At 56.5% G+C, this 21,999-nt stretch carries 13 protein-coding genes and 2 pseudogenes; 6 read left to right on the top strand and 9 right to left on the bottom strand.

All coding sequences use genetic code 11. The features are described from left to right. Window positions 1-15: 15 nt before the first annotated feature. Entirely contained in the window at window positions 16-465 is a 450-nt protein-coding gene (locus KGB06_RS28705) for a hypothetical protein (protein WP_223521770.1), read from the bottom strand. A gap of 428 nt (window positions 466-893) precedes the next feature. Here KGB06_RS28705 and KGB06_RS28700 point away from each other — a divergent pair, with 428 nt between their 5' ends. After that, a complete protein-coding gene (locus KGB06_RS28700) occupies window positions 894-3,116 on the top strand; it encodes a patatin-like phospholipase family protein (RefSeq protein ID WP_223521769.1) in 2,223 nt (740 codons plus the stop codon). 29 nt (window positions 3,117-3,145) lie between these two features. Here KGB06_RS28700 and KGB06_RS28695 read toward each other — a convergent pair whose 3' ends face one another. From KGB06_RS28695 to KGB06_RS28675, 5 genes and pseudogenes are all read right to left on the bottom strand, one after another. Further along, a complete protein-coding gene (locus KGB06_RS28695) occupies window positions 3,146-4,192 on the bottom strand; it encodes an MBL fold metallo-hydrolase (protein WP_223521768.1) in 1,047 nt (348 codons plus the stop codon). Beyond that, on the bottom strand, window positions 4,192-6,981 hold the full coding sequence (locus KGB06_RS28690) for an NACHT domain-containing protein (protein ID WP_223521767.1): 2,790 nt from the start codon (window positions 6,979-6,981) through the stop codon (window positions 4,192-4,194). The genes KGB06_RS28695 and KGB06_RS28690 overlap by 1 nt, the downstream gene beginning before the upstream one ends. Then, on the bottom strand, window positions 6,978-9,539 hold the full coding sequence (locus KGB06_RS28685; RefSeq protein ID WP_223521766.1) for an AAA family ATPase: 2,562 nt from the start codon (window positions 9,537-9,539) through the stop codon (window positions 6,978-6,980). The genes KGB06_RS28690 and KGB06_RS28685 overlap by 4 nt, the downstream gene beginning before the upstream one ends. A 94-nt stretch (window positions 9,540-9,633) precedes the next feature. After that, a complete protein-coding gene (locus KGB06_RS28680; protein WP_223521765.1) occupies window positions 9,634-12,885 on the bottom strand; it encodes a CHAT domain-containing protein in 3,252 nt (1,083 codons plus the stop codon). 233 nt (window positions 12,886-13,118) lie between these two features. After that, a pseudogene (locus KGB06_RS28675) lies at window positions 13,119-13,411 on the bottom strand (hypothetical protein); the annotation flags it as partial. On the opposite strand from KGB06_RS28675, the pseudogene KGB06_RS28670 reads away from it, so the two are divergent. From KGB06_RS28670 to KGB06_RS28660, 3 genes and pseudogenes are all read left to right on the top strand, one after another. Continuing rightward, window positions 13,397-13,719 (top strand): annotated as a pseudogene (locus KGB06_RS28670) (transposase); the annotation flags it as partial. The pseudogenes KGB06_RS28675 and KGB06_RS28670 sit on opposite strands and share 15 nt — an antisense overlap. A 630-nt stretch (window positions 13,720-14,349) precedes the next feature. Next, window positions 14,350-14,970, top strand: coding sequence for a LysE family translocator (locus KGB06_RS28665; RefSeq protein WP_223521764.1), 621 nt, complete (start codon window positions 14,350-14,352; stop codon window positions 14,968-14,970). 196 nt (window positions 14,971-15,166) lie between these two features. Then, a complete protein-coding gene (locus tag KGB06_RS28660) occupies window positions 15,167-15,346 on the top strand; it encodes a hypothetical protein (protein WP_223521763.1) in 180 nt (59 codons plus the stop codon). 130 nt (window positions 15,347-15,476) lie between these two features. Here the strand turns inward: KGB06_RS28660 and KGB06_RS28655 are convergent, their stop codons facing one another. Together KGB06_RS28655 and KGB06_RS28650 are read right to left on the bottom strand one after the other, a co-directional pair. After that, window positions 15,477-15,692, bottom strand: a complete 216-nt coding sequence (locus tag KGB06_RS28655; protein ID WP_223521762.1) for a hypothetical protein — start codon at window positions 15,690-15,692, stop codon at window positions 15,477-15,479. A 267-nt stretch (window positions 15,693-15,959) separates the two neighbouring features. Further along, window positions 15,960-17,855, bottom strand: a complete 1,896-nt coding sequence (locus tag KGB06_RS28650) for a sigma-54-dependent Fis family transcriptional regulator (RefSeq protein ID WP_223521760.1) — start codon at window positions 17,853-17,855, stop codon at window positions 15,960-15,962. Between the two features lie 245 nt (window positions 17,856-18,100). On the opposite strand from KGB06_RS28650, the gene KGB06_RS28645 reads away from it, so the two are divergent. Together KGB06_RS28645 and KGB06_RS28640 are read left to right on the top strand one after the other, a co-directional pair. Then, window positions 18,101-19,924: an NAD(P)/FAD-dependent oxidoreductase gene (locus tag KGB06_RS28645; RefSeq protein ID WP_223521759.1), complete on the top strand. Its 1,824-nt coding sequence runs from the start codon at window positions 18,101-18,103 to the stop codon at window positions 19,922-19,924. A gap of 383 nt (window positions 19,925-20,307) precedes the next feature. After that, entirely contained in the window at window positions 20,308-21,213 is a 906-nt protein-coding gene (locus tag KGB06_RS28640) for a LysR family transcriptional regulator (RefSeq protein ID WP_223521758.1), read from the top strand. Here the strand turns inward: KGB06_RS28640 and KGB06_RS28635 are convergent. Continuing rightward, window positions 21,203-21,979, bottom strand: a complete 777-nt coding sequence (locus KGB06_RS28635; protein WP_223521756.1) for a substrate-binding domain-containing protein — start codon at window positions 21,977-21,979, stop codon at window positions 21,203-21,205. The two genes, KGB06_RS28640 and KGB06_RS28635, sit on opposite strands and share 11 nt — an antisense overlap. Window positions 21,980-21,999: the final 20 nt, after the last annotated feature.

Raw genomic sequence — 21,999 nt, 5'->3', positions numbered from 1 at the left:
GACACAAAACTCGTTCTATTTGGCCAGTGCCGACTTGATGTCTTCCACAGTGTGAGTACCAAAGGCCGAGAACAGCCATCCGGCATTTTTGTCGTCATCCTTCGTTCCTAGCGCCCTCAGATTGAAGCTCTGCGAGACTTGAACAAAGAGGTTTTCATTATTCACCAACTCGCTCCACTGCGGAACATCTTCGACCAGATCAAAGATGGTCTCGAACACATCAGGCAGCGCCCTCAGAAAAAATTGTGCGTAAGCTATTGGGTCACCGTCGTATTCGGTGAGTACCTGGATGTATTTGTTGTCGATGACCAAAACCCGGGCGAAATGGACGATATTCGACTCGCCCAGCGCCTGGCCGATCGCCTGCTGTATCTCGCCTCCAAATTTCGCCTTGAGGTCGTCCAGCTTTCGTTGAGACTGAAAATCCTGCTTCAACGGCATCGTCATGTTCAGCGCGTGTAGCATCGTGAGACTCCTCATCGAAGTAATTTGGAACACCGCGCGACGGACAAACCGGACGCAGATGGGTATGTATTGGTCATGCGCCGGGTTCACAGTGCTGACACTGCTGCACTGGTTCGGAATTGCCAAGCAGACCAAGCTCACCTGTCCGCCCGTCATCTGAGCGTAGCTGCGTTTGAGGCGACAACCGTTTTTGCGGCAAAAAATATACGATGGGCAAGTGGAGGAAAACATTGAGTTAATGGGGTATCCAGTTCAGAAAAAAGCCCCGGGACATCTTTTACCAACAGCCAAGGTAAGAAATGACTGAGATTGGCACTCGGTTCTTTGGAAGTTTTCAGCGCAGCTCCTATGCTCCGATGAAGATGGTCGGCAGTACCAAATCCAAATACCCGGTGAGAAAGGGACTGTTCTCAAGGATTGAGTGCGATATGAACAGGAACTTCTCTCTCCCCCTCGCGTTGTTGGCTGCGACCTTGTCCGGTTGCCATCATCAGGTAAAACCGGATTATCTCATTAGCGATTCGGATTATTACTCCAGACCTCATCTCGACGAGCTTTTCAAAGCCGAGCACCAGGTGAGAAAGGCTCCACCGTTGCTAGGTGTCGCCCTTGCGGGCGGTGGAACCAAAGCCGCGTCCTTCTCCATGGGGGTACTGGATGGGCTCAACGAAAAGGGCATGCTCAAAGACGTAGACATCATTTCAACGGTTTCCGGGGGTGGCTACACGGGGTACTGGTTTTTTTCACGTCTGACGGCCTATGAACCGGATATCGACATTCAGAAGCCCGTCACCACCGAGGGCCTCAACACGTTTTTCGAGGACTGTTTACCTGAATTTATGGTCAGCAAAGCGAATAGTCTTCAAGGTCAGAAATTCAAGATAAAACCTCTGTGCCCCTCCCCTGACAAAGACGGCCCGCCGGACTACACCAATTACTTGCCACCCACAGCGACAGAGCCTGGCAACGGGGACATCTATCGCTACCAGAATTATTTGCGGGGGTATCAGGACCCATTTACGACCAGCCGGAATCTCTGGGAGCGCACATCTTTCAATTACACGACGACCGGACAAGATCACAGTTTCTGGTATGCGCTGCCCGATAATCTGCTCCTCATCACTGGATCTGCACTCGTGAACGTTGTCCCCAATATTTTGTTCGACTGGGGGGTAGACGTCTCCTCAAGCAAAAGCACCTATATCGACGGGATTGCCCGAACCTACGGCGCTGTTCCACCTCGGTGCAAATCGGGTGGGTGCCCCTATACCAAGCAAGGGCGAATCCGCTTGGAAGGTGATATTGGCATCGCCAAGGCCATGACATTCAGCAACTTGAGAGACGCCTACGAGAATCGTGGGGCACCCTTGTGGGTAATCAATGCGACAGCAGGTGAGAACCGCAGCCCATGGGACTTCGGCAAACAATTGGACATGAACCTGAGTGTCTACGAGATCACCCCCTATGGCATGGGGTCGGGCCTGTATTGGTATGACCAGTCATTGAAAAACATCACGCCTTTTACGGCTGCAATGGCATCAGCAGCGTTCTTTGACTCACAACAAAAAGTTGTCCTGGACCCAGGTTTACGTAACATCGCGGCTTTCGGAATGAAAGCGTCAACATTGAGTTGGGGATACTCCTTCCGTAACCCGCACATTTCTGATCAATCCTTCAACTTCCACATGGTCCTACCTTGGCCCTTCTACTATGCACACAGGTTTTTCCCTTCGCGTGATCAGGCTTGGATTCATTTGAGCGATGGGGGGATGAGCGAGAATCTTGGGGCATATGCCCTGATCCGCAGAGGCGTTCCATCCATCATCATTTCGGATCATGCGCAAGATCGCACTGGGTCGATGGGTGATATCTGCCGGCTGAAGACCCAGTTGGCTACATTGAACATGGCTTTGCAGATCCCCGGCCTGGATGGCTTGGCGCAACATTGCAATGAAGGTTCGGACGCAAAGACGGGCTACGACATCTTCGACTGGAAACACCCGGTACTCTTCGGTTGCATCTTTCAGAGTCCTAATGGCGTGGAGGAAAAGAACAACCCGTGCCAAGGGCGTCCCGGAACATGGAGACCGGGTGAGCACGGAGAGAACCCTTATTTTGCCCGCGTGTTTTTAATCAAGCCGGCGCTGGCGAACGAGGAGCTGGAAACCTCAATCCGCACACTTGCCAGAATGTGCAGGAGTCATTACGGCAAGGACTGTCAAAACCAGATTGTGGAACTGTGCCAGTCGCAGGCAAAGGGCATTACCCCCAATACGCAAACGCCTTGGACCGCGGCGGATACACAGTCATGCGAGATGCTGGGGTTCTTGATGAATAACTCATTCGGGCATGCTGACGCGAAGGACGGGTGCCCTTTCTACCCTCAGCATTCGACCATCAACGTGACCCTGAACTCCTCGCCCATGATTTATGGTGCTATGCGCGATTTAGCCTCCTATTACACCCGGCAGATCAAATGGTTCTTCCCCGAAGGCAAAGAGGTCAATGTCGATCGATTCCATGTGGGCATCGCCTATCAGGATAAAAGCCGGATGGAGTTGAAGGAGTACTCCCATTTCCGCTGGAGAAAGCTCAAGGCCGGGGGCAATTCCTGTCTTGATCTCGGCCGCTATATGGACCCACCTGGATAAGTTAGTGGCATGAGAAAACATGGCGCACTTTACTCGCACCGACCTTCCGGGCCCTTGAGTCCGGTTGAATCCGGCGCAGGAAGTGCAACCTCCGTCAGTGGGTACGGCATGACCACCGGAAGTCCAGGATTAGTCTCGTGGATCTTATTGATCAACGCCGGTTCCTTTTGTAAGGTCGACACTTCTGGTTTGTAAGGATCATTGCCAAAAAAATCCTCCCAGTGCCCGAGCGCAAGCAATCGTGGCTTCGTCACCTTCAGCAATGCCGAGGGGTACTGTTTGACCTGGCTCCACGAGGCTGCGGCGAGAATCTCGACGTCAACACGCTTTCTACCGGTTGTGATGGGTGGAAAACCCATAGGTGGGCTACTGGCGGAGTCCTGATAGTGAATGCGATAGACCGTTTTGCCGGTGTCGTCGACCAGGTCCACAAGCCAGGCGAGTGTTGTGCCTTCTTTCCACCCCCACACCGTTCGGGGGAAGGTCGAGAGGTTTGTGTATTGGTCTCCCGGAAGTAAATCAATTCCCATGAAGTGCGGGGCGTGCTTGCTGTTGATTGGCATGAAACGAAAAGGCCCCTTGCATAACCATTTTCCGGTCATTGCCGCACGGCAGTGTGTTTTTCCATCTTCATCACACGTTACTTTCGCCATCTTCGGCTCAACATTTTCAAAGTCCAGGGGTGGCCGGGCAGCCATCAGTATGTGGCCGGCGGTCTCCGGTCCGTAGGCCTTCGCCAGCGGGGTGTACTTATGCATTATCTGAGTAACATCAAGCAGGTGATCGTAGTGGGAATGGCCAATCAGCAAGACGGTCACGTCGGACGCCTCAGGCATGTACTGATCAATCCGCTTGTCATTTGGCGAGACCAGAATGGGCGGAAACGACGGATTACTAAAAGAGGGCGAAAATAAAAGAGCCTCGCCCTTCCATCGCACCAACCAGCCCCCTACCCCCAGGTAGGTAAGTTTTGGTTCCTTGAGTTTGGTGTCCTGGGTCGTCGGTAGATTGAGGTCGGCGACATCCTGGGTGCATCCAGCAATGCACAGCAGTAGAAGCGTGATGATCAGGCGCATTAGCGCTCACGCACCTCGTTGACCATCAGGTGGACCACCATGCTGACCAGTTCAGCAGATGTCCGCCCTTGAACTTGCAGGTCTGCCTGGCGCACGCGGTCGATAAAATCCGTAATCCCCATTTGCAACAGGTCTACAGCGCCATCAGCCCTGCGCAGCTCCAATTGTGTGTACCCGTCGATACCCTGCCCGCCAATGCCCATTGGCAGGCCCACCAACGCTGGTGAGGTGGATGGCTGTGTTCCGCTGACCAGATTGCGAAAGGAACTCCACAACTGCAGTCGATCTAGTATGCGCGCCTCGGCATCGAGAACACGCAACGGCTTGGCGCCAAGTCTGCTGCGACGGGCGGCGAAGCGAGCCTCCAGGGCAGCCAGCACATCGGCTCGAAGCTCAGGTCGCTCCAGTATTTCCCAGGGATCGGACAACTCATCCATGCTGAAAATTTCTTGACAGGCCATGCTTTCGTTCTGAGCGGTCACAATGATACGAATCAATAGCTTCACTTGAGCTTGGCGTAGCGTTCCACCGGCATCAATACCATCCGCAAGCGCGCGCAACGCCAGGAGTTGCGCACGTACTCCGGGTACGGGGCGTTGCAAACAGCATTCCAGGACTTTCTGCACAGCCGTCAAGCGATTACCCCGTTCCATTGCAGCCAGTAGAGCAAGGGCATAGAGATGACCCTCCCCGCTGGGCTGCATGGTCTGTTCGACCCGGGCCATCAGCGCATGATCATCTACGCAGCCACGAACCTCCCATTTGGCGGCAAGCGTTTCAACGAACGAGCGGTGCAGCCACTGGAGTTGCTTCGATTCGTCAATGGCAAGCACAGGTGCCCTGCTCGGCAACTCTTCGAAGATGAATGTCAGCAACGCTTGGGCATCACTCATCCATTGAGGGCTCTCCGGTTGCGAACTGACCTCGGAAAAATGATCGTGAAGGTTCTGATAATTCAGTGACCAGGACTCACGCAGCTCCTCGCGTGCCAGATAACCGATGATTTCATCTCGGTAAATCGCAAGACCTTCACCGGGACCTCGTTCCTTTTGTGCTGCTTTGAACATCAGTTCAATAACATTGACGACCAAGTCGCTGGGGCGGTCTGGCAATTGCGCGTCGAACGCGAGGGTCATCGCCGCGATCCTGACCTGGATAGGTGATGCTCCATTCCGATACCAGCGCAACCGCTGTAATTCGCCGAGGAAATCCGACTGTTTCTGCTGATCGGAATACAGCAGCGCCGCTAACGCCTGAATGCGTGGCGCATCGAACGGTCGGACCTCGTAGACATGATATCCACCAGGGGTAATGCCTTTTTTAGGTTTGATCGCCCCGCTCGGACGGGACATGATCAGCACAGAGTGAACCAGTCTATCCAGAGGCCGTTCGCTACGTCGTGACACGCCCTGCGCCTGCAAAGAGAGACGCGCAAGCATTTGATTCTGATCCGCCAACTTCACCTCATCCAGGCTATCCAGTAGAAGGACGATGCGTGCGTCATTCTCCAGCAAAGCCGAAATGAAGGTCGGCGCGTCCATGTGGCCCACACCCAATCGGGCGCTGGCACCTTCCAGCACCTGGCGCAAGTCGAAGTGAGCTGACACGAATGCGCTGGCGTGGACAATGAACGGCACCAGCCTTCGGCCCGCGACAATGACACTGGTCTCCAGCATTTTTCGGCAAAACGCTCGTAGTAGCGTGGACTTTCCACTGCCCGCTTGCCCGGTCAGGATGAGGCCAGCCCCTTGCCGGACATAGGCGTCCAGCAGTTGCAGCGCCGACATCACGTGTTCGTTGTCATCTTGCGTCAGCGAATCGCCATCCCGTGCGGCACGCAATTGCGGCTCCACAAAGCCCTCCGCCGCAGCCCACTCCAACAATGCCGAATGGCGCTGGGGCATTGCCGCCTCCAGTTCGGCAGCGGCAAATGCCAGCGCCTGGCGCAAGGGGCGATCGGCAGCCAGCACGAAACCAGGGCAGACTTCCAGCGCTCGCACATCCGTCGCTCCAATCTCTGTGGTCCCCGCCGCGAGGTGTTGGCGCACTATGGCGACCACCAGACGGCGCTTGTCGTCCCATAGCGGCGCCCCGCTGAATCCGGGGAAAATTTCATCGGAGCGCACATGCACGAGCCGATGGCGGCTATGCGCCAATCCCTGGAATGTCGATTTGGCTTGTTCCATCACAGGTGCTCCCGCCACCCAGACACCGCGCCAGGTCAACAGCTGGCGACCTGGCGCGGAATAACCGGGGGGGCCTGCCGGGAGAACCCTGGCATGGTGATACAACCAATGCTCGGGAGCATTGAGCGGCTTAACTCGTCCTCGCGCGTCTTTTTGCGGAGTCTCGCCCTCGAATATCACATGAGCGCGGGCGGTTCCTGGAATGATCTTCAATAGCGCCAGATCCTCGCCAAGCACGTCGTCCCGCATGTCGACGACCCCCTTGTAGGCAGGATGTTGCCGCCGCGTCACGGGCAGATCCCAACTTACGCCGGCTGACCCGGCATCAAGTACCTGAGCTTGTACGGTGATGGGCATCCGGGATGACAGACCATACAAGCGCACCTGATCTCCGGGGCGTAATGCAAGGGCATCGACGACATGCCGGCAAGTCGCCAGAATTCCTTGTTGAGTTATCAGGAACGCCATGCCGGTGGCCGATTCTGGATCGGGCTTGCGCACAATGTCGTAGCCATCGACAAAGCTTGAGCGCGACTGCAGGAAGAAAATCCCGAGACTGGGATCCTCGTCATCGTTGAGTAACTCAAAGGACAACGCGCTCATGGTTTCACCACCTGCGCGTCAGCGAAACCCGCGAACTCCCGTCCCCGCCCGACCACCTGAAACAGCTCTGCATAGGCCCCCAGATACTCATGCTCGGCGAAGCGTGCCAAGGTGGATGGCGATTCGAACAGGATTACTTCAACACAATGTTCGGTTATCAACACATCGAAGACGCCGTTGGTCCCCAGCGTTTCCACGCGGTCGAGAAACTTCCAGTGCCAGCGATCACCTTTTTCGGCGTAGACATTGGTCTGCACCAGCGCCCACTGATCATCACCGGTTTCCAGAACGATGGCGGCGGCGCCTCGATAAGGGTCGTCCATCAATGAAACGGCACCGCGCGAACTGATCTTGTCCCAACCCTCGATGCTTTCCAGTCGACAATAGACCGGACGGAACCGCTGCGGGTCGATCAGCTTCATCAACTGCGTACGATTGAGCATATGTTCAGACGCCGGTGTCACCCGCCCATGGTCGATCAGCGCCCAAATCTCATCGAGTCCCTTGCCGACACTGGCCACCAGCGGTTTGACGCCATGGCAGGCCTGTTGGAGATCCTTGATACACAACGGACGGTCCTCGGCAAAGGCGGCATAGAGGCCATCCAGCACTACTTGCTCCAGTTCGGCCCCCGTGAAGCCCTCGGTGAGCGATATCACGGTGTCGAGCGGTGCTTCGGACAATTCGCAATTGCGTGCTGAGAGGTGAATTCGCAGAATCTCCAGCCGCCCTTCGGCGCCTGGGCAACCAAAAAAGAATCGGCCGTCGAAACGCCCCGCCCTCGTGAGCTCAGGCGGCAGACCGCCGAAACGGTTAGCTGTGGCCACCACGAACGCCGGCGCCCGTGACTCCTGCAGCCATGTCAGCAGCGTGGCGTTCACGTTTTGCGCTGCCGAATGGGTATGCTCCTGTCCAAGTCCTTTATCGATTTCGTCGATCCACAAAATGCACGGGCTCATCGCGTCGACGATCCGCAGGGCACTGCGGATGTTGCGCTCGGATTCTCCAAGCCATTTGTCCTGCAATGCCCCCATGTCGAGGCGAACCAGAGAGAAACCCCATCGCCTGGCGATTTCCTTGGCGGCCAGGCTCTTTCCCGTTCCGGGTATGCCCAGCAGCAAAACGCCGCGCGGAGCCCGGCCAATGCCGGCATCCCGTGCTCTGTCCGGATGCTTGAAGACTTTCTCACGAGGCTGCAACCAAGACATGAAACTTTCCATGCCTCCCAGTGACGCCGACAAAGCACTGGTATCAACCACTTCGAGTGCGGGGTTGACCCGCACCCCGGAACGCTTGGCACGTTGAACCGATTGCAACAGGCGCTCGGCATCGCCGCTGCTCGATTGCAGACCGGAGCGGATTGCCTCGGTCGCTTCGCTCAAGGACATGCCGGACGCAGATTGTGCTAAACGCAGAAGGTCGTCATTGGTGGCGTAGGGATCGTCCGGGGGATAGGCATCGCCCCAACCGAACTGACGAGGCAGTATTTGTCGGAAACACGCAGTGAGCTCCCGGGCCGTCGGCAGCGGCAGTTGCAGTTGCAATACTTCACGGGTGAGATTGGCCGGGGCGCTGAACTCTGTGCCCAGGAGCACCATTTGAGGCCCTTGCTCCAAGCGTCCCAGGCGAATACTGGCATCACGCAGCACACTGGCCGTGTGGCTGGCGATGCGATCCATGGACTTGTCCAGATATTGATCAACGTCCTGTATGACAATCAATGCATTGGATGGCCGTCGTTCGACGATGTAGCCAACCAGCTCCGCCAGTGCAAAAGGATTCTTGGGGTCGTTGCCGGGATAATGTTTGCCAGCAGTCAGTTGTTCTATTTCATGTAGTCGATCAGTCAGTGCGGTGTGCACCTCATCGCCCAAATCACCATCGAACGGAATAGGATCGCCATTCTCGTCAACATCATCGACAAGCAGGTACACATCTGTACTGGCAAACTCGGCCTTCACATCGATGAACACCGGCAGGTCGCCCCCCGTCGACCCGAGACGCTTCTCCTCCATGACGTGCAGCATGATCAGTCTTTGTATGGGGTCCTGGAGTTGTGATGTGCGCTGCAGGGCGGTACGGATTCGTTGCGGTGTCGCGGGCAGGAAACTACGGGTGCCTTCATCGTCCCAAGTGATCTCGAACAGTCCCGAGGCGAGGGTCCAGATGTACACCGTTCGTTCCTCTGCACGCGCGGCTTCGATCAACTCGCGAGCCTGGCGTCGTGGTTCGCTGGTCGTTGCCAGAATCACCGGATGGCGCCGGCCGACGGCCTCATGCAAATCTGCCGAGCTTCTGCGGTAGTAGCTGAGTCGCTGACCGCTGAGGTGACGGATACCGATGGGGCCCGGATCACTGCGATAAGGCGCGTAATAGTGTTTGGCGAGCAACTCGCTGATAAGCGCCTCCACTTCATCCGTGGCGGCGGGAGGCGCATCGGCGAGGTGGGTTTCCAGAAGCGGCGCCAGGGCATCCACCGGCGCGCGCCGCCTCTCGGCATCGGCGATCAGCTCAGGCAGACGTTCTTGGATCAGAGGCGTAAGTGTGTCAAGCCACATGGGGTGCTCCTAGCGGACCTTGGGCCCACGATGCAAGCGCAGCGACAAAAGAATGCCCGATAACAGGCGTTACTTCCCCCCCCTTCCCCCCTCGTTATGGTGTAAAGCGCGCGTAGGGATGACCGTAGACCGTGTACGCCAGCCATGACGTGTCGAGATCGTGCTTGGCCTGTTCACGGGCGGCACGCAACGCGTGACTGACGTTTTGGCCGGCCTTGAGCTGGCCGTAGAACTGCGAGGCGAAGCCCAGCGCCGGTCTGTCACCGATCGACCACAGCGTACCGACGAACAACCCGGCGCCGCGCTGGACGAACGCCTGGGCAAGCCCTCCCGCACCCGACAGGGTGGGACCTGTAACCCCGGACTGGCAGGCATTGAGGAAAATCAGTGGCCGCTGACCATCGACCGCCAGGTTGGCAAAAGTCTGTACTGATGCCACCGACAGAAGTGTGGTTTTGTCACTGCCCGCCACATTGAGCAACAGTCCGGCGTTCCATACCTGCGTGTAGTCGGTACTGCCATGACAGGCAAAATGCAGGACATCGAAATCCTCGCCCTTGTCGCGAGCGAGTGCACTCAGTACAGGCGCAATCTCGTCGCCAATGGACACAGCACCGAGCAAATCGCCGAGCATTTTCGCTTCCTGCGCAACGCTCGCCAGGTTCAGCTTGTTATCGTGGTAGCGAGGGATGCAATAACCCGCCTTGCCGGGACGCAAGCGGAGTCTGGCTGGCGCGATGCCGACGTTACTCATCCAGCGCGTAAGGCCCAGCTCAGCCAAAAACACCCCGCCGCTCAGGGGGGGCGGCTTGTCAGGATCCACCACGTGCACGACTTCCCAAGGGATTGAAGGTTCGTTGGCGATAACCTGAAAACTGCCTATGGCGGCTCGATGTCGCCAGATCAGGCGGCGTAGATCAATGGGAAACAACTCGACGAACATCTGTACGCCTTCAGCGCGGACACCTTGCATCAGTTGTTCGAATGCAACGTCTGCGATTGACCAGCAAGCTTCCAGTTTCTTATACAGTGTGCCGACGTAAGCCTCTTTATTGCCGGTAAAATCCTGGGTCACGAACTCATGGTTGATCTCCAGATCATCGCAGCGGGCGATGAACCGAAGTCGCCATTTATCCGGGCTGCCTTCTTCCATGATGCGCAGGTCGACCAGTGGTGGATCCTCCCGGGCACTGTCGACCACTGCCGAAACACCCATATTGCCTTTCGCCACGAACAGGGGTTGCAGAATCAAACGTGACAGGCGACGTGCACCTTGAAGCACGTCCACCCACACTTCAGCTGGCCCGACAGCCAGGCCACGCAGACCGAAAGATAAAACCTGGGGCTTGCCCTTGCCCGGCGGCGGGACGCTTTCCACTGCCGGACCGTCAACCTCACAGTTTGTCCGCGCGCGCACTTTGACTTGCAGGGCGATTCCGTTTTTGAAAGTGACGAGGTCGTTGACATAGGTCTTGCCGACCGCCTGGGCTATTTCTTCCTGTGACAGGATGACTTCAAGCTCGGCGGTCTCTCCGAACACCGGCGACTCAGGCAGGGACGCATTGACGTGGCAAGGGGTCAGTTCTTGCGGATCCGGCTTCGGTGGCGGCTGCAACGCCTCGTCAACGTATCCCACAAGGGGCGGGTCGAAGGAAAGAGGTAAGTCCCCCCTGCGACTGGGTAATTCCTCCGCCATAACCTCTACGTCATCTGCGAGTATCGGGATTTTGGCTGAATAATGAGTGGAGGGAGGCGCAATCGCCGCGTCACGGATCGTACGTTTCAACCGTTGCGGCAAACTCAACCAAGCGGACAACTGGTCACAGGTTCGAGTCTGGGCGAAATAGATGGTGTGGTAGATCACATCCTTGCCCGCGTAGGTGAAAACCGAGGCATCGGGCAACGTGGTCCCCTTGCCGAACGAGGTCATCGAAGCGGTGTCCACCACCAGGTCATTTGCGTCGTTCTGCCACAGCCGATCGGTCAGACGATCGGCCAGGAAGCCTGCCAGCGCCTCGGTCACGCCGTTACTGATGTCGAACCGGCCGGGCTCGAAATTTGCCGTGATCGCCCGATATGTATGCAGGCGCACCAATGGATTATCGGCCTGATTGAGCCGCATCACGGTCTTGCCGTCGGGTTCCATGGAGGCAAGTCCCGGCACTTTTCGCTCGTTGATTGCGACCTGTGCCAGCATCTGCATGAACTCGCCCAGCGTCTTGATCGCCAGGTTAATCAGCGGAGACACCAAGGCGCTGCCAGTGATTGCCCCGACTGCACGCGCACCGGCCATCACCACATTGGTGTAGAAATCGATGAGATCGTTCCAGTTTTCGGGTTCGGCAAGGTGGGTGCCCGCGTTGGTACAACCGACAAAGGTGGTATTGCGAAAGATGATGTCGGGGCGACTCTTGGCAAACAGTTCCTGTGCCAATACACGCCAGACCAACCCCCCTCGGCTGAACGCAATGCTGTCGACAATAGTGCCTTTGGGCAGCGTGTCGAGTGCGGCGGCCAACGCTTTGGCATTGGTCTCCACATCCTCGACCAGGGTCTTGTGATCAAAACCGATGACGGCGTCGTACTTCTCATAGGCCTCGCTCAGGAACTCGCGCCCGTCTTCATAAGTACCGAGCGCTCCGAAACTGCCGGAGGTGGAGGAAAAGGTGCCATGGACCATAAGCAGTACTTGCAGCGTGCCCTTCTTGCCGAGCGCTGGTAGCTTATCGCCACGCGGAACCCAGGCGGCCGGGTCCATGCCGTTCAGTAGCACCAGCCCTGTCGGATTGCCTGACTCGATGCGCGACACAATGGCATCGACGGTCTTCTGAGCGACGAACCTCAGCACCAGTACACGGATCGGCTTGATCAGTTTGTCGATCGCCCAATCGGTCAACGGACCGCGGTGCATGGGCGCCGCGTCCTCAGGACCACGCGGTGTGAGGGTGAACGTGCGTGTGAGCTTTTTGCCGTTCCGGGTCTGAGGACCTGTTTCGGGATCCGCCTGCTGCCAGGCAAATACGCCGCCCTCGCCTTCTAGCAGAATCACGGCGAGCTCGTCGACGTCGACGTCGACCTTCACCTGGATGGCATCCCCCGGACCTCTTTTTTCCTGGGTCTGCGTATCGCTGCGTAGCTCAACGTTGCTGCTGACATCGAATCCTGCGTCGGCCAGTGCGTCCTGCAGGGCATCCACCTGCCAGTCTGGGGAGACCGTGGCATTGCGCTTAGCCAAGGGCGACGCTGAACCAGGTCCCCCGCTGATGATTTCCAGCGATATGCCCGCTGGTAAATGAAAAGCAACGTCAAGCTCAGTGGATGAACGACCAGTCCGGACAACACGCATGATGTTCTCCCCAACAAGTGGTTGTAGCTCCTGAAATTCCGTCCTTCGGCAGAAGCCCACAACCAGATGCCTGGTCAAGATCGAATTAGGAAACTGGGGCGTTTGCGTATCGGTGGGTTAACCAAAACAGTCACGACTGAACGTGATGTTAATTGGCGTCCATGCAGCATAGATGCGGTTAATGTTTTGCGCGAGGGATGACGAAAAGACGGGGCCTAGGCACTGTACGAAATGGGCTTGTCGAACAGGCGCGGTAAGCCGAGCTTGGGCTTACGTTTCATGTTCCGCAGGGGAATTACTGGATGCATTCGATAAATGTCACAGTACTGGCGCAAGGACTCAGCATCATAGCCCTTGTCTGCCAACAGCCAACAGCCAACAGCCAACAGCCAACAGCCAACAGCCAACAGCATCGCTTGCGTGGCCTACCTCGAACAGAGGGAATTTGGACACCTTCGAGCAGCGGTTGAGCTTGCGAAATGTCGCTTGCTTGTCCTCCTGAGAGCGTGAGGTGCAAGGGTACGCCGGTAAGCGCAAACAGACACGCCGAGAACGCTTCCTCGCCGAGATGGATCAGGTAGTGCCCTGGAGTGGATTGCTGGAGCTCATCGAGCCGTTCTACCCGAAGGCCGGCGGCGGCCGAAAACCTTATCCGCTGGAAACCATGCTACGCATTCATCTGTTGCAGAGCTGGTTCTCCCTGAGCGATCCGGCCATGGAAGGAGCGCTCTACGCCCCCCCCATGCGCCAGTTCGCACGCCTGACACTGAGCGGGCCGATTCCCGAGACACCACGATCATGAACTTTAGGCACCTGCTGGAAAAGCACCAGATGCAGTTGTTCAGTCTGTTTGGGTTGGCCAATCTGATACTGGCTAAGCGATATCTTCAACGGGCGGTGGGATAGATCCGTTTGAAAAGGCGGGGCTGACTCGCTAATTAGCAAAACGAGGGCAGAAATCTGCCCCCATAAACGCAAAGCAAGGCCGGTAGGTTGAAAAACCGGCTTGAAAATGGTGGCGACGCGAACGGGTTAATTGTTTAGCGCTTCCTCAGCCGGTGGCAGTTTGGAAAAAATGATGTGCCAGAAATGTTGCTCAAGCCTGTACATGCCAGCCCTCGCTTATGAACAAGATTTGGTGAACGCTAGATGTACTGCTTGCGGGGAATTCTGTTGATTTATCAAATGATAGCCATACTCATGAATATATAACATCGCCCACTTGTTAAACGACAGGTCATGTCCGTTTTCCTACCGTCCGTTGTCTGTTTCCACAAACCTACGAACGAAATTTCACGAACCTGGCTGCTCCGTTAGTCCCATTTCCATTATTTCCGCCGTACGACCATTGCATTGGAATAGTTCCCCTGAACGAATTGCGATCTGATATCGCCCTTACATCGGCCGCCTCTTCGCATGTGCTAACGTGCGCGAGTGTTCATTTAGTAGCAGCCTCTAAATCCCATGTCCGTCGCCGAAAATCTTTTAGCGTTTACCTTCGCCACCACTCTACTGACGCTGACGCCAGGCCTCGATACCGCATTGGTCTTGAGAACCGCAACTGTGGAAGGTAAGCAACAGGCATTCCGAGCTGCGCTGGGTATCAATGCTGGCTGCCTGTTGTGGGGCGCCGCCGTCGCCTTTGGTCTGGGTGCGTTGATTGCACTCTCTGAGCTGGCATTCAATCTCTTGAAATACTGTGGCGCCGCTTACCTAGCTTGGCTTGGTTTGAATATGCTCTTGCGTCCACGTACCTCACTGTCGCCCGCTGAAACCGACGGAAAGCCAAATGCAAACTGGTTTCTGAAGGGAATGATGGGGAACGTCCTTAATCCCAAGGTTGGCATTTTCTACGTCTCTTTTCTCCCTCAGTTCATTCCCCAAGGGCACTCCTTGATTGCCTGGACATTTGGCTTGGTCAGCATCCACGTGGCGCTCGGTTTACTGTGGTCGTCAATGTTGATTGGCGCCACTCAACCACTGGCTGGCATTTTACGGCGTGAAAAGGTGATCAAGTGGATGGATCGCACCACCGGCATGGTCTTTGTTCTGTTTGCCACTCGACTGGCTTTCAGCAAGCGTTGAGATCGGCATCTCCCCTGCTTTCACATTTTTATCAGTGATTGGGGTGATACCTGTCGAGGCAGTATTCCTACTGTTTTTTGCAAAGCGGCCTGAGCCGGATGCTTCGCAAAAGCATTGACCTAGAGCCTTTGATTCATTTTGATACATCTGAAAAGTACGCTACGATCCGCCGCACCAAAACGCATAGGGATTGCAGATGAACGTCAGAATTGAAGCGCATGAGGAAGGCAGTGGATGCACGGTCTGGCTCGACAACAATGCAGTGTCGTTCCAGAACCTGGAGAAAGCGAAGACATACATGACTCAGTTGCAGGAACGGATTGAAGCCGCATCCAGTTCATTCGCTCAAGGAACAACAGATTCCGAGCAAATGTAAGCGTTCTGCCTAGCAACAGCTTTGGCTGTAAGCCATGGAGGGCTCAGCGCTGCCGGGATTGAAATAAAGCTGTTCATCGCGCCATCCAAAGTGTGGCTTAGGCGGACTAGCTTTAAGTGGTGGACGCGGGTCACGCGAGCTTGATGGCTCCGCCTTGGATATCGTCCCGCGCTATTCGCAAGTCATTGGCGTCTTGGTTGAGCCGATGAATCAAGTTCAACAATCGTTGGCGCAGCACCTCATCTTGGAGCTGCTCAGCAGCACGCATCACATCAAGAGCCGCTGCCTCATTGTTGGTGGCAACGGCGTCGAGCAGTTTGCGCATGCTTCTTGATGGCCGATTCATCTCCAACCCTCCTAGGTTTCGGTGACGCGAATCATATGGCCGGAATGTTTCGTCAGTGTTTCAGTTGCATGAACTGGTTTTGAATCACCAGCTCGGGCTGGAGCGATTACAACAATCAACATCAGGTGCTACCGCTGACTGAGGCACGTAACGAAGCTCAACCGAGCCCTTCCCTCTTCGGTCAACCGATAAGGTCGAGAACACATGTCGTTTCTACCCTCAGTCCAAGTCCACAGAGGCAGGAAAAGCGACGATGTCATTCTGCACTCAGCCGGGTCGTGAAATACCGTGATGACGCAGTTTGCGATAGAGCGTATTTCGGCTGATTCCTAGCCGGGCGGCAACATGGGCGATATGCCAGTATTCCGCCTCAATCAACGTTAGCAGCGTCTGCCGTTCGGATACTCCAAGCGGATTTTCGGCCAACGCGACTGTCACTGGTACTGTCGGCAGCAACTCCACCAAGTCGTCTAGAGTGACACGCCCCTCCAACGACAACGCTACCAGTGTGCGCAGACACGTACGCAGCTGCCGGACATTGCCCGGCCAAGGCTGCGTCAGCAAGCGCTCTCTGACGCCCGCCTCCAGCCGAATCCTTGCACCTTTTGTCTCTTCGCGCAGCAGAAGGTCGAGCAAACGGCCCTTGTCTGAACGCTCACGCAACGGCGGGAGCTGCACGGCGAACCCAGCCATGCGATAAAACAGATCTTCGCGAAAACGCCCTTCGGCCACACAGGCGTGCAGATCCTGGTGGCTGGCACTGATAAGGCGTACGTCGAGCGGACGTGCCGTCGCGCCGCCTAGCGGCACCACTTGACGTTCCTCCAGCACACGCAGCAGGCGAGTCTGTAACGCCAGTGGCATATCGGCTATCTCATCGAGAAATAGAATGCCGCCATGGGCCTGCTCCAGCTTACCGATCATCCCGTCCTTGCGTGCGCCGGTGAAGCTGCCCCCGCGATAGCCGAACAGCTCGCTCTCGATCAGCGTTTCTGGAATGGCCGCGCAATTGATCGCAACAAACGGCTGGCTCGCTCTGGAGCTGGCGCGATGCAGCGCCGCCGCAAAAGCTTCTTTGCCGGTACCGGTTTCGCCCTGTAAAAATACCGGAACGTCACGCTCCAAAACACGCAATGCGCGAACAAAGCCGCGTTGCAGGCGCGGGTCTTCCAGACACACGTTCACGTCGTTAATTTTGGGGATTGCGGGAGTGACTAAAGGCACCTGGCGTAAGGGTTCTCGCAACTGTCCATAGAGCAGGCGTCCGTCCACCAGCCGCATTGGCCAACAGACACTCGGCTGAGAGCTGGCCTGACTCACCACCTGATCGATAGGTGTTTCCAGCAGCATCGTCAGAGATTGCCCAACCACCTGATCACGGCTGAGGCCCAGCAGATCCAGCGCAGCATCATTGACTGAACAGATACGGGCACGCTCGTCGAAACTGAGCAGACCTTCACCCAGCAGCCCAACGAAGCCTGCCTCAGGGTGGAAGCGCAGCAAGTATCGCTGCGGATCATGCCCTAAGAAAAAACAGCTCTCGATCAACTTGGCTGACAGGTTGGTCAACGCCATGGCCTTGAAGTGTTGCTGAAGACTGTGTTCCTCCCGTACAGAGGAGAGGTTGAGCACGGCAAGCAACTCTCCGCTCGCATCAAATATCGGGCTAGCCGAACACGTTAAGCCGACGTGCTTACCACGGAAATGTTCATCACGACGGATGGTTACGTGCTGTCGCTCGACCAAGCAAGTGCCGACACCGTTGGTACCCTCGCAATCCTCGCTCCATACCGAACCGAGCCACAGTCCGGAACGCTGGAACTCGGCTCGTTCGGATTCGTTGAACACACTGTCAATCGCCACACCGCGAGCATCGGTGAGTAGCACCACGTGGCCGTCACGCCCGAGTTGTTGGTGCAAACTGCTCATCTGCCAGTGCGCCACAGAGATGATGTGTTCCAGTGGCGCGCGGTGATCCTGTAAGCGTGGGTGCTCAACTACATTAGGCGCGCGGCGGCTGGCGGGATCGAGCTGATGCTGATCCAAGCAACGGCGCCAAGACCGTGTGATAGCCAGGTCAGTAGTATGGCCGTGGCTGGCTGGAGTGCCCTGCACGGCTTGTAGCACTTGTTGTGCATGGGCGTTGATCAAGGCCGGCTTCATTGTTCTTGTTCTCCGCTACGGTTAGGACACGGGGTTGTTCGCAGCTTATATGAAAAGACTGCAACGAGCGCTCTTTGCACCGCGTGACACTCTGTCATCCGCCGTTCCCAGAATCGTGACATAGATCCGAGTCAATGCCTGAGCACTACTGCGACAGCCGCTCTGCAACGGGGCTTTCATGAAGATGGCCCGGCCCTTGCTCTAGGGCAAGTTGTTACAAAAACAACAAGATCGGGAGAGGCTCCATGAACATCGCTATCGAAACACCTCTGCAAACGCCAACTGCTCAGCTCGCGGCCTGGGTCGAAAACCTCGGCGAGCGTCTCGCCCAACGTGATTTGGACGACGCGCTGGAATTGTTTGCCGAAGAGTGTCACTGGCGTGACCTGCTACTTTTCAGCTGGAACTTAGTGACCTTGGAAGGCAAGCCTGCCATCCGAGACATGTTCGAAACACGCCTCGACCAGACTCGTCCTGAGCGATGGAAACTGGAAGGTGAGGCGACGCTGAATAACGGTGTACTCGAAGGTTGGATCAGCCTGGAAACCGAAGCGGCGCGAGGAAAAGGCTACGTGCGTCTGAAGGAAGGCCTGTGCTGGACGCTGCTGACGACCATGCGCGAGCTCAAAGGTTTTGAAGAACCCAGTGGCCGCCGTCGTCCGATGGGTGCCAGTCATGGTCACGCCCACGCCGACAAACGCAACTGGCTGGAGCGCCGACGCGATGAAGAAGCTTCGCTGGGTATCACCACCCAACCCTACTGCCTGATCGTGGGCGGCGGCCAGGGTGGGCTGGGGCTCGCTGCGCGGCTCAAGCGAATGGGCGTGCCAACTCTGATCGTCGACAAAGCCGAGCGTCCTGGCGATCAGTGGCGCGGTCGCTACAAGTCGCTGTGCCTACACGACCCTGTCTGGTACGACCATATGCCTTACCTGCCCTTCCCCGATCACTGGCCAGTTTTCACCCCAAAAGACCAGATTGGCGACTGGCTGGAAATGTACACCAAAGTCATGGAGCTCAATTATTGGCCGCGTACAGAATGCGTGAGCGCCAGCTTTGACGAGCAAAGTGGCGCCTGGAAGGTTGAAGTGCAGCGCAATGGCGAGCGTGTGACTTTACAGCCTACCCAGTTGATCCTCGCCACCGGCATGTCTGGCGTACCCAATGTTCCCAATTATCCGGGTGCCGAGGTTTTCAATGGCCAGCAGCATCATTCCAGTCGCCATCCCGGTGGAGACGCATGGAGTGGCAAGCGCGCGGTGGTAATCGGTGCGAACAATTCGGCTCACGATATCTGCGCCGACTTGGTGGAGAACGGCGCCGAGGTGACCATGGTGCAGCGCTCGAGCACCCACATCGTGCGTTCCGACAGTTTAATGGATCTCGTCTTCAGCGGGCTCTACTCAGAAGACGCCCTGGAGACGGGTTTGACCACGGACAAGGCTGACATGCTGTTCGCCTCGATCCCCTATAAGGTTATGCCCAGCTTTCATCAACCCATCTTTGACGCGATCAAGGAGCGTGACAAGGACTTCTACGAACGCTTGGCCAAGGCCGGCTTCATGCTCGATTTCGGTGACGACGAGTCTGGCCTTTTCATGAAGTACGTACGCCGTGGTTCTGGTTACTACATCGACGTCGGCGCCTCAGAACTGATCGCTAACGGCACAATAAAGCTCAAGAGCGCCCCTGGCCTGGGTGTCGAACGCATCGAAGCAGATGCCGTCGTACTCAACGATGGCAGCCGACTACCGGCAGATCTGATCGTCTACGCCACGGGCTATGGCTCAATGAATGGTTGGGCGGCGAAGCTGATTTCCCAGGAAGTAGCTGACAAGGTCGGCCGCTGCTGGGGCTTGGGTTCTGGAACCACGAATGATCCTGGCCCGTATGAGGGCGAACTGCGGAACATGTGGAAGCCAACACAGCAGGAAAACCTATGGTTCCACGGTGGCAACCTGCATCAGTCACGGCATTATTCACTGTATCTGGCGCTGCAGTTAAAAGCGCGCTTCGAAGGCATCGACACATCCGTCTACCGCCTTGCCGAGAGTCACCACACTGGCTGAGTCAAATGGCGCCCAGCCGTGGTTGGGCGCCTCTCCACAATGCCCCGGACGCAGCCTATGAATAGCCTCTAAGAGAGGGGTTCACTGTGTACGGTTTCAGCGTACAAAAGCCTAATGGCCGACGTAAACAGCTGCTTGCCCCAGAGATTCCCCAATCCGTAAAAGCTGATTGTACTTTTCCAGTTCGAGAAGAATCAGACTGGGGCAGTGATATCTCGGCAACTAGCTCAATTCGATGTCGGCGCCAACAATGTCAAGCAAACTCCATAACGCACCTCCCCGAGATAGGGCATGCACAGAAACCAAATTCAGTTAGATTTTGCATTAATTTATTCTATTCATAGAATAAGCTGATCAATCTGCCTGTTCCCGAGTACATACCTATGGCCATTAACTTCGACCTCAACGACTTGCAAGCTTTTCGTGCTGTTGTCGAGCAAGGCAGTTTTCGAAGGGCCGCCGACACTGTGCGCATCTCTCAACCTGCCCTGAGCCGGCGCATCGATAAGCTTGAAGATGCCTTGGGTGTGCGGTTGTTCGAGCGCACTACGCGTAAAGTCAGTTTGACTCAGGCCGGACGCAGTTTCATGCCCAGCGTCGAGCGCTTGCTGGATGATCTGGACGTGGCGTTGCTGGGCATTAGCGAAGTGGCTTCGACCCGTCTTGGCCATGTCACTGTCGCCTGCGTACCGTCAGCGGCTTACTACTTCATGCCGCGGGTGATCGCGCATTACCACCGGCAATTTCCACGCATCAAAGTCAAAGTGCTGGATTCCAGTGCTCACGACGTACTCAGTGCAGTGGTCAACGGCGAAGCGGATTTCGGCTTGAGCTTCATAGGCACGCTGGAGACTGAAGTCGAGTTCGAGCCGCTGGTGCAGGAAAGTTATGTTGTCGCGTGCCGGCGTGATCATCCGTTGGCGGATCGCCACAGCGTGAGCTGGGACGAGTTCTATCAGCAGGACTACATCTCGCTAGACAAGACGTCGGGCAATCGCTTTCTGCTCGATCAGGCGCTGACCGGCATCGTCCCGCAGCGCCAGAGCATCTGTGAAACCCGGCATGTGACGACGATGATCGGTTTGGTGGAGGCTGGGCTGGGGGTAGCGGCGGTGCCACTGATGGCGATGCCGGCAGCGGATCATCCGATATTGACGCGGGTGCCGCTGACCGATCCGCAGGTGATGCGCAGTGTTGGGCTGATCAAACGCCGAGGTCGTACATTGACCCCGGCGGCGCTGGAGCTGGAGCGCTTGGTGGTGGAAATGAAAGTTCAGATCAGCGACTGACCGAATCCAGGCCGGTGGCCTTTATGTCCGTTTGTGCGTCCGAGGATGCCAGGTATTCCAACAACGCCCTGGCTTCAGCAGGGTGTTGTGCGCCCACGGGAATTCCGGCAGCGAAACGCGTCACCGACTGCACCGGCTCCGGAATCTTTGCCACAAAACTCACGCCCGGCACTGGCAGCAATTCGCTGACCTGCTGAAAGCCCAGTTGGTAGTCACCGGTGGCGACCACCGAACCCACGGGAATCTTCGGGATCATTTTCGATTTAGGTTTGAGCTGGTCTTCTATGCCCAGGCGCGTGAACAGTTGATTTTCGATGTATACGCCGCTTGCGCTGTCTGAATAGGCGACAGACTCCGCGTTTAGTAGTGTCTTTTTCAATGCATCGACGGTACTGATGTCAGGTTTCGGTGCACCTTCGCGCACCACGAGACCGATCCGCGAATCCGCCAGTTCTACCCGTGAGGCGGGATCGACTTTGCCCTGTTTGATCAACTCATCGAGGGCATAACCGACCATGATCACCACGTCAGCTTTTTCTCCGCGAGAAAGACGGTTGGGAATAGCTTCCGGCGCTTTGCCCATCGACGGGCCAAGGGCGGTATCGAGCGTGTTGCCGGTAGACACGGCAAATTTAGGGCCGAGGACTTTGTAGGCGGCGGTGAAACCACCGGAGGTCATCACGCGGATTTCTTCCGCTTGGACCGTGGTGCTCAGACCGAGGCTGGTCAACAAGGCGAAGGCGGCAAGATTGAATAGCTGTTTCATAATTGTTTCTCGAAAACTGG

This window comes from Pseudomonas sp. GL-B-19 (genome assembly GCF_019956415.1).
GTDB lineage: Bacteria > Pseudomonadota > Gammaproteobacteria > Pseudomonadales > Pseudomonadaceae > Aquipseudomonas.
The sequence above is the reverse complement of the archived record's forward strand: the minus strand, read 5'-3'. Positions and strand labels throughout refer to the sequence as shown.

Bases quoted from the DNA above. Each gene is read 5' to 3' on its own strand.
- KGB06_RS28635 (WP_223521756.1), bottom strand. From the start codon at position 21,979: ATGAAACAGCTATTCAATCTTGCCGCCTTCGCCTTGTTGACCAGCCTC.
- KGB06_RS28695 (WP_223521768.1), bottom strand. From the start codon at position 4,192: ATGCGCCTGATCATCACGCTTCTACTGCTGTGCATTGCTGGATGCACC.
- KGB06_RS28655 (WP_223521762.1), bottom strand. From the start codon at position 15,692: ATGAATCGGCCATCAAGAAGCATGCGCAAACTGCTCGACGCCGTTGCC.
- KGB06_RS28665 (WP_223521764.1), top strand. From the start codon at position 14,350: ATGTCCGTCGCCGAAAATCTTTTAGCGTTTACCTTCGCCACCACTCTA.
- KGB06_RS28640 (WP_223521758.1), top strand. From the start codon at position 20,308: ATGGCCATTAACTTCGACCTCAACGACTTGCAAGCTTTTCGTGCTGTT.
- KGB06_RS28650 (WP_223521760.1), bottom strand. From the start codon at position 17,855: ATGAAGCCGGCCTTGATCAACGCCCATGCACAACAAGTGCTACAAGCC.
- KGB06_RS28680 (WP_223521765.1), bottom strand. From the start codon at position 12,885: ATGCGTGTTGTCCGGACTGGTCGTTCATCCACTGAGCTTGACGTTGCT.
- KGB06_RS28705 (WP_223521770.1), bottom strand. From the start codon at position 465: ATGCTACACGCGCTGAACATGACGATGCCGTTGAAGCAGGATTTTCAG.
- KGB06_RS28660 (WP_223521763.1), top strand. From the start codon at position 15,167: ATGAACGTCAGAATTGAAGCGCATGAGGAAGGCAGTGGATGCACGGTC.
- KGB06_RS28700 (WP_223521769.1), top strand. From the start codon at position 894: ATGAACAGGAACTTCTCTCTCCCCCTCGCGTTGTTGGCTGCGACCTTG.
- KGB06_RS28690 (WP_223521767.1), bottom strand. From the start codon at position 6,981: ATGAGCGCGTTGTCCTTTGAGTTACTCAACGATGACGAGGATCCCAGT.
- KGB06_RS28645 (WP_223521759.1), top strand. From the start codon at position 18,101: ATGAACATCGCTATCGAAACACCTCTGCAAACGCCAACTGCTCAGCTC.
- KGB06_RS28685 (WP_223521766.1), bottom strand. From the start codon at position 9,539: ATGTGGCTTGACACACTTACGCCTCTGATCCAAGAACGTCTGCCTGAG.